This is a genomic window from Streptococcus pseudopneumoniae, assembly GCF_001072925.1.
Lineage (GTDB): Bacteria > Bacillota > Bacilli > Lactobacillales > Streptococcaceae > Streptococcus > Streptococcus pseudopneumoniae_Q.
This window is the reverse complement of sequence record NZ_JVHE01000117.1, coordinates 61,049-69,603: the sequence shown is the minus strand read 5'-3', so window position 1 is coordinate 69,603 and position 8,555 is coordinate 61,049. Positions and strand designations below refer to the sequence as shown.

The following is an 8,555-nucleotide window of genomic DNA, read 5'->3' as shown; positions in this document are numbered from 1 at the left end:
AGGCTGTACTTGAGTACGGCAAGGTGAAGCTGACGTGGTTTGAATTTGATTTTCGAAGAGTATGAAACAATGAGAGCTTAAGAATTGCTAAAGCTAGCATCTTCAGATAAAAAGTAGAAAGACTATTGAAAAAGATTTGATTTGATGATAAAATAAATTAAAAGAAAAATTAGTATTAGGAGATTATTATGGAAAAACGTTTAGTTCGTAATGTTCAAGATAAAAAGATTGCTGGTGTTTGTGCAGGTCTTGCTGACTACTTAGATATGGACCAAACATTGGTTCGTGCTATTTGGATTCTCTTCACATTGCTAGGTGGATCAGGAATTCTTGCTTACCTCATTCTTTGGCTCATCATGCCAGAAGCTGGAACAGAAGCGTAAACTTAGTGCATCTTTATAAGATAAATCATGATAAGGCTGAGACAAAATTGTTTCAGCCTTATTTATTATGAGCTAGGGATAGTTTTTTTCAAATTTTCATCTTATTTGGGAAAAATAAAAAATCACCTGCAACAGGTGATTGTAAATCGGTTATAGAGAAAATTACAAATCTTTAATGGAGATTCAAGGTTGTAATCTAGATTAGTGTTCACTAAAGCGACGGTACTCGATGTGGAAGTCAAAGTAATTCTCTTCTTGCAATTTTTGAAAGATATTGCGATAGGCTTCTTCATCAAAATGGTCACCACGATAGAGAATTTCAAAGCTCATACCCTCGTATTCTAAAAAGGCATTGGCAGTTTTAAAACCATTTTGTAGGTAGAAGTCCATGCGAGCTTTTCGTTGTTCGAGGTTATCACAATCCTCATCCAAACGCTCCACTTCAAGAATCATGGTACGTTGGTAAAAATCAATGAGTTTTTCAATGATTTCTCTCCCGTAGCCATGACTACGGAGATGGGGCATAATGGCAAAAAAGCTAATGTAGAAAGCTTTTTGGTTGGAAATGGCAAAAGCGAAGCCGACAAATTCTTCCTCGTTATAGAAAGCGAAAAAGTGAGCGTCATCCCTATCTTGGTAACTTAAAAATTCTTCCAAGGAGACGCGTTCTTCTTCAGGAAAGGCTTCCTTGTTTAATTGGTCAACTTTCTCAAGGTCTGGGAATACATCTGTAATTAACTGGCTTGTTAAGCTCATACATAGCCTCCTTTTCTGTCACGATTATACCAGATTGTTTGTATCTAGGCAACGCTTTCTTATCCAAACTCCCTTGTTCCCCTACTAGAAAGCTGATATAATAGCCTTATGAATAAAAAATCAACAGTGGACCTGATTCATGGTCCCATCCTTCCTGCGCTAATTAGTTTTGCATTACCGATTCTACTGTCCAATATATTTCAGCAACTTTACAATACAGCTGATATTTTGATTGTAGGGCGTTTTTTGGGACAAGATTCCTTGGCGGCAGTCGGAGCTACGACAGCCATTTTTGATTTAATTATCGGTTTTGCCCTCGGAGTTGGAAATGGGATGGGAGTTGTTATCGCTCGTCTTTACGGTGCTCGTAATTTCGCTAAGATTAAGGAAGCTGTCGCGGCGACTTGGATTTTGGGTGCCATCCTGAGTGGTCTTGTCATGCTGATGGGATTCTTTGGTCTTTATCCACTTTTGCAGTACCTAGAAACACCTGCAGAAATTCTCCCCCAATCTTATGAATATATTTCTATGATTGTTAGTTGTGTGGGAGTTAGCTTTGCTTACAATCTCTTTGCAGGATTATTACGCTCGATTGGAGATAGCCTTGCGGCTCTTGCTTTTTTAATTTTCTCAGCCATCGTTAATGTGATTCTGGATTTGTTTTTTATTACACAATTGCAGTTAGGTGTTCAATCTGCTGGTCTTGCAACCATTATATCCCAGGGTTTGTCAGCTATCCTTTGTTATTTCTATATCCGAAAGAGTGTTCCAGAGCTCCTTCCTAGGTTGAAGGATTTTAAATGGAATAAGGCCCTCTATGTCGACCTCTTGGAACAGGGGCTAGCCATGGGCTTGATGGGTTCAATCGTCTCTATCGGAAGTGTTATTTTGCAATTCTCTGTCAATAGTTTTGGAGCAGTCATTATCAGTGCTCAGACAGCAGCACGCCGAATCATGGCCTTTGCCTTATTGCCAATGACGGCAATTTCTGCCTCTATGACCACTTTTATCTCTCAAAACTTTGGTGCAAAACGTCCAGATCGCATTGTCCACGGTCTTCGACTAGGGAGTTATATCAGTATGGCTTGGGCAAGCTTTGCTTGTGTATTCCTATTTTTTGCAAGCCCTAGCCTAGTTTCTTTCCTGGCAAGTTCGACAGACGGTTACTTGATTGAAAATGGGGCTTTGTACCTACGCATCAGTTCTGTATTCTATCCGTTTTTGAGTCTTTTATTGATCTATAGAAATAGCTTGCAGGGTCTCGGTCAAAAATTCTTGCCACTTGTATCAAGCTTTATCGAGTTTTTTGGTAAAATTATTTTCGTGGCTTGGATTATTCCTTGGACAGGTTATACAGGTGTGATTCTATGTGAGCCCCTTCTCTGGCTAGTTATGACTGCCCAACTTTACTTCTCACTTTCCAAACATCCATGGATCAAAGAAGGCAAAAAACTCTTGGCTACTGGCGGGAAATCCTAGCTTAATTTACAAAAGAAAAATCCATTTCCTCTAGTGAAAATCGGATAGACTTGTGTTATAATAAGAAAGATTAAAATGTGAAAAAAGGAGATTCCTAATGGGACGTAAATGGGCCAATATCGTAGCTAAGAAAACGGCTAAAGATGGAGCTAACTCTAAAGTATATGCAAAATTTGGTGTAGAAATCTATGTAGCAGCTAAAAAAGGTGAGCCAGATCCAGAACTAAACACTGCTTTGAAATTCGTTATCGATCGTGCCAAACAAGCGCAAGTGCCAAAACACGTTATTGATAAGGCTATCGATAAGGCAAAAGGAAACACAGACGAAACCTTTACAGAAGGACGTTACGAAGGATTCGGACCAAATGGTTCTATGTTGATCGTTGATACTTTGACTTCAAACGTTAACCGTACAGCTGCCAACGTGCGTGCTGCTTTTGGTAAAAACGGTGGAAACATGGGAGCTTCAGGTTCTGTATCTTACCTCTTTGACAACAAGGGAGTTATCGTCTTTGCAGGTGATGATGCAGATGCTATCTTTGAACTCTTGCTTGAAGCAGATGTCGATGTAGACGATGTAGAAGCAGAAGAAGGAACAATCACTGTTTACACAGCTCCAACTGACCTTCACAAGGCTATCGTTGCTTTGCGTGAATCTGGTATTGAAGAATTCCAAGTAACTGAATTAGAAATGATTCCTCAATCAGAAGTTGAGTTGTCAGGTGAAGATTTGGAAACATTTGAAAAACTCTACGGAGTCCTTGAAGACGACGAAGACGTACAAAAAATCTACACAAACGTAGACGGATTTTAAGAATAAAAATAACCCCTTTGAAAATTCAGTGTTTTCAAGGGGTTTGTTTATCTTGTGATAACAAAAGGGCAGGAAAGAAACGAAAATCTCTTTTGCTCAAAACGTTATTAGTAATCTATAATTGTCCATAATCCAATGGATTGTGAAAATATCCTGGTGTTGGGATTTAGAAATCGAGACTTGGTCTACCGATTGCTATTCCCGGCACCTTTTTAGTTATGTTAAACCTTCACTCCAGAATCAGATTGTTCTTTTCGGTCCAGTCCGACAGCAAATTTACGGATTAGAAGAAACTGGCCATTTTCCTGCTTAACAAACGTGAGCACAACTGTCTTAGGGTCTGAACTGATGGAGAGATAGGTGATTCTTTTTATTTCATAGTCTCCCATAACTGAATCTGTTTCTGAATCTGGGATTCCGTGTTTTCTGATAATATCTTTGTAGTTGCTGCCACCTTTCCCACTATCAGAAGTGTCCCCTTCTACCAAGGCATCGAACTGTTCCTGGCTCCAAGTGAAGAATTCAGTATCCTCCTCGTCATCCCCCTCGTCTGTACTACTATCAGGCAGTTCACCATAATCCTCAGTATCAGTTGAAGAAGTGATGTTTCTATAGGGGTGACTAAAGGTTCTGGCGAAATCAGTAAAGATATTAGTAGATAGAACTTGAGTTATTAAAACAAGGACAATGGAAATAAGACCTAAGGTTGTCCCGATGATAGCTAATGTTTTACGGTTTCTGAGATTGAGGGCGATGCCAAAAACTCCTAAAATCAAAGTGGCAATGGCAAGGAAAAATGATAGGATGTTGACGATAGGTATCCAAGAACCAAGAAGCGCCAGGGCTCCAAAGATGATGGCAAGGATTCCTAAGAGTTTCTGTTCTTTTTGTTTCATGTGTGAATTTCTCATTTCTAGTAAATTGGATTCGTATCTATGTGAGATAGTGTTTATTATAGATAAAATAAGAGCTTATGTCAATTTCTGCTTAGATAGTTCTCAAGGAAACTTTTTTCTTGACATCCTATTTGAAAATGATAAAATAGTTCTCATGAAAACCAATTGGTTCTCGTGAGAACTATTTATGTGTAAAAAGGAGCAATCATGGATAAGCCGATGTTGGTCTTTAAACGTTTTGGTCATCAGATTCACCTCATGGTGAAACAGGAAGCCAAACGTTGTGGTATTGAATTTATGGGTGGACCACAAGGACAAGTCATACGATTTTTAGACTATCGTGAGGAATCTGAACAGGCGGTGTTAATCAAGGATATTGAGCAGGAACTCAATATCACCAAGTCAGTCGCCAGTAATCTAGTGAAGCGTATGGTGCAAAATGGTTTGGTGGAATTGGAAGTGAATCCAAATGACAAGAGAGCTAAGTACGTTCGATTGACGGACAAATCTCGCTCTCAAATGAAGCAGGTCAAGTCTTTCTTTGATCGAATTGACCGCAGTTTACTTGAAGGTGTTTCCGAAGAAAAACTCGCTATTTTTGAAGAAGTTCTGGAACGACTTCAAGCTAATGTAGAAAAAATAGGAGGGGAAGATGAAGAAACTCGCTAAGCGTATCACAGGAAAAGAGTGGGGAATGATTCTCCTGACTGTACTCTTTACCTGTTTCTCGGTCTATCTAGAGTTAGAAGTACCGACTTACATTTCAGAAATTACTGCATTGATAGGAACGCCAGGGACACAGTTGGATGCACTTTGGTCACCAGCTATTAAGATGATGGGTTTGTCTCTTTTGGCTTTTCTATCATCTGTGACAGTTGGATTTTTTGCAGCTCGCGTTGCAGCATCCTACACGGCTCATCTGCGTAGTGATATTTTTAATCGTGTCTTGGATTACTCTCAGACAGAGATCAAACGTTTCTCTATTCCTAGTCTTTTGACTCGGACGACCAATGATATTACGCAGATTCAAATGCTCTTTACTATGGGACTCCAAGTGGTCACTCGTGGTCCTATCATGGCTATCTGGGCCATTGGAAAAATCCTTGGCAAATCTGAATACTGGCTCTGGGCAGTAGTGGTTGCTGTTATCGTCAATGTTTTGATGACAACTGTTCTCATGACTCTGGCCTTTCCAAAACAATCTGTCATCCAGAAATTGACAGATAAACTCAATAGTATCACTCGTGAAAGCTTGACAGGGATTCGAGTGGTTCGTGCTTACAATGCCGAAGGTTATCAAGATAAGAAATTTGAAGAGGCCAATAATGAGGTGACTCGTCTCAATCTCTTTGTCAACCGTTTGATGGCTATTATGAATCCTATTATGATGGCGATTTCGAGCGGTTTGAGTCTAGCCATTTATTGGATTGGTGCCTATATCATCAATGATGCTAGCCTGACAGACCGTCTACCACTCTTTAGTGATATGGTGGTCTTCATGTCTTATGCCATGCAGGTCGTGATGGGCTTCTTGCTCATGGGTGCTCTTTTTATCGTCCTTCCTCGTACCTTGGTTTCTGCAGGACGTATCAATCAAGTGTTAGACTTGCATTCTTCTATTGAAAATCCTAGTCAACCACAGACTGCAGATTCTTCTGTTCAAGGTCAAGTGGAATTCCGTGATGTAACCTTCCGCTATTCTAAAAACTCAGAAGCGGTTGTGGAGCATGTCAGTTTCAAGGCAGAAGCAGGACAAACCATTGCCTTTATCGGCTCAACTGGTTCTGGTAAATCTACGCTTGTGAACCTCTTGCCTCGTTTTTATGATGTATCTGATGGGGAAATCCTAGTAGACGGTGTCAATGTGCAGAATTATGATTTGGAAGACTTGCGGAATAAAGTCGGCTATATCCCACAAAAAGCTGTTCTCTTCTCAGGAGATGTCAAGGGGAATCTAGACTTTGGTAAGAGTCCAGAAACTCCGCTAAGCGAGACTGCTATGTGGCAAGCTTTGGAATTGGCTCAATCTAAGAATTTTATCGAGGATAAGGAAGCAGGTCTTGACTCAGAAGTGGCCCAAGGTGGTACCAACTTCTCAGGTGGACAAAGACAGCGTTTGGCTATTGCCCGTGCCTTGGCTCGTAAGCCAGAAATTCTCATTTTTGATGATTCGTTCTCAGCCTTGGACTACAAGACAGACCGTATCTTGCGCCAAGAACTAGCTGAAAAAACACAATCTATGACCAAGTTGATCGTTGCCCAACGTATCTCAACCATTATGGACGCAGACTTAATCTTAGTCTTAGATCAGGGGAAAGTTGTGGGACAAGGCACCCACAAGGAACTTCTTGCAACCAACGAAGTTTACCAAGAAATTGCCTATTCACAACTATCGAAGGAGGAATTGGAACATGGAAAATAAGAAGACGTCCCTTTGGAAACAATACAAACCTTTTCTAGCAGGTCTCCAACTTCCTCTACTAGTAGCTGTCGTGGCTGCTGTATGTTCAAGTATTATCACTGTTTATGGACCAACTAAGATTAAGGAAATCACCAACTTGATTTCAGACGGTTTGGCTACAGAAATCGATTTGGTAGCTGTGTCTAGCATCGCCAGCTTTTTAGCTGTTTTGTATGTGCTTGGTGCCATTCTCAACTATACTCAAGCCTATATCTTTTCAACGAGTATCCAACATTTTTCAAAACGCTTGCGGACGGCTATCGCTGAAAAGATTAATCGTTTGCCACTTGCTTATTTTGACCGTCATTCTCAAGGAGATACTCTCTCTCGTGTAACCAATGACGTCGATACGGCGGCTCAGTCCCTCAACCAAAGTCTGGGAACGGTTCTCTCAGCTAGCTTTCTACTGATTGCTGTTTTGATTACCATGTTTGGCATGAACTGGATTTTGGCATTGGTAACAGTTGTTTCAACCCTTGTAGGTTTTGCTGCGGTTTCAGTGATTATGGCTAAGTCACAGGGTTACTTTAAAGCCCAGCAAAACAACCTAGCAGCTGTCAATGGTTATGTGGAAGAAATGTACTCTGGCCACAATGTTGTGACCAGCTATAATGCTGTGGATACTACTAAAGAAACATTCGCAGGATTGAATCAAGACCTACATGATAGTATTTGGAAATCTCAATTTATTTCTGGAATCATGATGCCAGCAATGATCTTTGTTGGGAACTTTAGCTATGTTTTGGTGATCATCGTCGGTGCAGTCCTAGCTCTTGAAGGACATATCAGTATTGGTATCATCGTAGCCTTCATGGTTTATGTTCGTACCTTCTCTCAACCCTTATCACAGATTGCCCAAGGGATTACCAGCTTACAACAAGCCAGTGCAGCTATGACCCGTGTCTTTGAATTTCTAAGTGAAACTGAGATGGAAGACGAATCTCATAAGGCAAGACAATTGACTGGTATGAAGGGTGAAGTTGTCTTTGACCGAGTTTCCTTTGGTTACACTCCTGAGCGAACCATCATTCATGACTTTTCTGCGACAGCTCATGCAGGTCAAAAGGTTGCTATTGTCGGGCCGACTGGAGCTGGTAAGACGACCATTGTTAATCTTTTGATGAAATTTTATGAGATTGATAAGGGAAGCATTCGCATTGATGGTGTGGATACCAAGAAGATGAAACGTTCAGAAGTGCACGATGCCTTTTCAATGGTATTGCAGGATACTTGGCTCTTTGAAGGAACCATTCGTGATAATCTCATTTATAATCAAACTGGGATTAGTGAAGAGCGCGTGATTGAAGCAGCCAAAGCAGTAGGAATCCACCACTTTATCACAACCTTACCAGATGGCTACGATACTGTTTTGGATGATACAGTGACCTTGTCAGTCGGGCAGAAACAGCTCTTGACCATCGCTCGTGCCCTTCTCAAAGATTCTCCACTCTTGATTCTTGATGAAGCGACATCTTCAGTCGATACACGTACAGAGGAGTTGATTCAAAAGGCTATGGACCGTTTGATGGAGGGACGCACATCCTTTGTCATTGCTCATCGCTTGTCAACTATTCGTAATGCCGACTTGATTTTGGTTATGAAGGATGGAAATATCATTGAGCAAGGCAATCATGAAGAACTTATGGCTCAGGGTGGTTTCTATGCTGACCTCTACAATAGTCAATTTACAGAAGATGAAGTAGAAGAATAGTAATTCAAAAGAAGGCTTGACGGCCTTCTTTTTCTTCTTTATACTGGTATAATAG

General features: G+C 40.7%; 8 protein-coding genes. 6 read left to right on the top strand and 2 right to left on the bottom strand.

What is annotated here, in order from left to right:
* Positions 1–188: 188 nt before the first annotated feature.
* A complete protein-coding gene (locus ADH81_RS09200; protein ID WP_049502854.1) occupies positions 189–383 on the top strand; it encodes a PspC domain-containing protein in 195 nt (64 codons plus the stop codon).
* A 201-nt stretch (positions 384–584) separates the two neighbouring features.
* Here the strand turns inward: ADH81_RS09200 and ADH81_RS09195 are convergent, their stop codons facing one another.
* Complete coding sequence (locus tag ADH81_RS09195) at positions 585–1,139, bottom strand: GNAT family N-acetyltransferase (RefSeq protein WP_049528497.1); 555 nt, start codon at positions 1,137–1,139, stop codon at positions 585–587.
* Between the two features lie 108 nt (positions 1,140–1,247).
* Here ADH81_RS09195 and ADH81_RS09190 point away from each other — a divergent pair, with 108 nt between their 5' ends.
* On the top strand, positions 1,248–2,618 hold the full coding sequence (locus tag ADH81_RS09190) for an MATE family efflux transporter (RefSeq protein WP_049528494.1): 1,371 nt from the start codon (positions 1,248–1,250) through the stop codon (positions 2,616–2,618).
* Between the two features lie 97 nt (positions 2,619–2,715).
* Positions 2,716–3,432 carry a YebC/PmpR family DNA-binding transcriptional regulator gene (locus ADH81_RS09185; RefSeq protein ID WP_000532896.1) on the top strand — a complete coding sequence of 239 codons (717 nt, stop codon included), beginning with the start codon at positions 2,716–2,718 and terminating at the stop codon, positions 3,430–3,432.
* Positions 3,433–3,653: 221 nt separating this feature from the next.
* Here the strand turns inward: ADH81_RS09185 and ADH81_RS09180 are convergent, their stop codons facing one another.
* Positions 3,654–4,328 carry a CD20-like domain-containing protein gene (locus tag ADH81_RS09180; RefSeq protein WP_049528490.1) on the bottom strand — a complete coding sequence of 225 codons (675 nt, stop codon included), beginning with the start codon at positions 4,326–4,328 and terminating at the stop codon, positions 3,654–3,656.
* A gap of 207 nt (positions 4,329–4,535) precedes the next feature.
* Here ADH81_RS09180 and ADH81_RS09170 point away from each other — a divergent pair, with 207 nt between their 5' ends.
* The 3 genes from ADH81_RS09170 to ADH81_RS09160 are packed head-to-tail and all read left to right on the top strand — an operon-like array spanning position 4,536 to position 8,500.
* Complete coding sequence (locus ADH81_RS09170; protein ID WP_049528483.1) at positions 4,536–4,997, top strand: MarR family winged helix-turn-helix transcriptional regulator; 462 nt, start codon at positions 4,536–4,538, stop codon at positions 4,995–4,997.
* Positions 4,981–6,750, top strand: a complete 1,770-nt coding sequence (locus ADH81_RS09165; protein ID WP_049528479.1) for an ABC transporter ATP-binding protein — start codon at positions 4,981–4,983, stop codon at positions 6,748–6,750. The genes ADH81_RS09170 and ADH81_RS09165 overlap by 17 nt, the downstream gene beginning before the upstream one ends.
* Positions 6,740–8,500, top strand: coding sequence for an ABC transporter ATP-binding protein (locus ADH81_RS09160; protein WP_049528476.1), 1,761 nt, complete (start codon positions 6,740–6,742; stop codon positions 8,498–8,500). Before ADH81_RS09165 ends, ADH81_RS09160 begins: the two co-directional genes overlap by 11 nt.
* Positions 8,501–8,555 lie beyond the last annotated feature (55 nt).

Coding starts and splice junctions, on each gene's coding strand:
- ADH81_RS09200 (WP_049502854.1), top strand. CDS start 189: ATGGAAAAACGTTTAGTTCGTAATGTTCAAGATAAAAAGATTGCTGGT.
- ADH81_RS09195 (WP_049528497.1), bottom strand. CDS start 1,139: ATGAGCTTAACAAGCCAGTTAATTACAGATGTATTCCCAGACCTTGAG.
- ADH81_RS09190 (WP_049528494.1), top strand. CDS start 1,248: ATGAATAAAAAATCAACAGTGGACCTGATTCATGGTCCCATCCTTCCT.
- ADH81_RS09185 (WP_000532896.1), top strand. CDS start 2,716: ATGGGACGTAAATGGGCCAATATCGTAGCTAAGAAAACGGCTAAAGAT.
- ADH81_RS09180 (WP_049528490.1), bottom strand. CDS start 4,328: ATGAAACAAAAAGAACAGAAACTCTTAGGAATCCTTGCCATCATCTTT.
- ADH81_RS09170 (WP_049528483.1), top strand. CDS start 4,536: ATGGATAAGCCGATGTTGGTCTTTAAACGTTTTGGTCATCAGATTCAC.
- ADH81_RS09165 (WP_049528479.1), top strand. CDS start 4,981: ATGAAGAAACTCGCTAAGCGTATCACAGGAAAAGAGTGGGGAATGATT.
- ADH81_RS09160 (WP_049528476.1), top strand. CDS start 6,740: ATGGAAAATAAGAAGACGTCCCTTTGGAAACAATACAAACCTTTTCTA.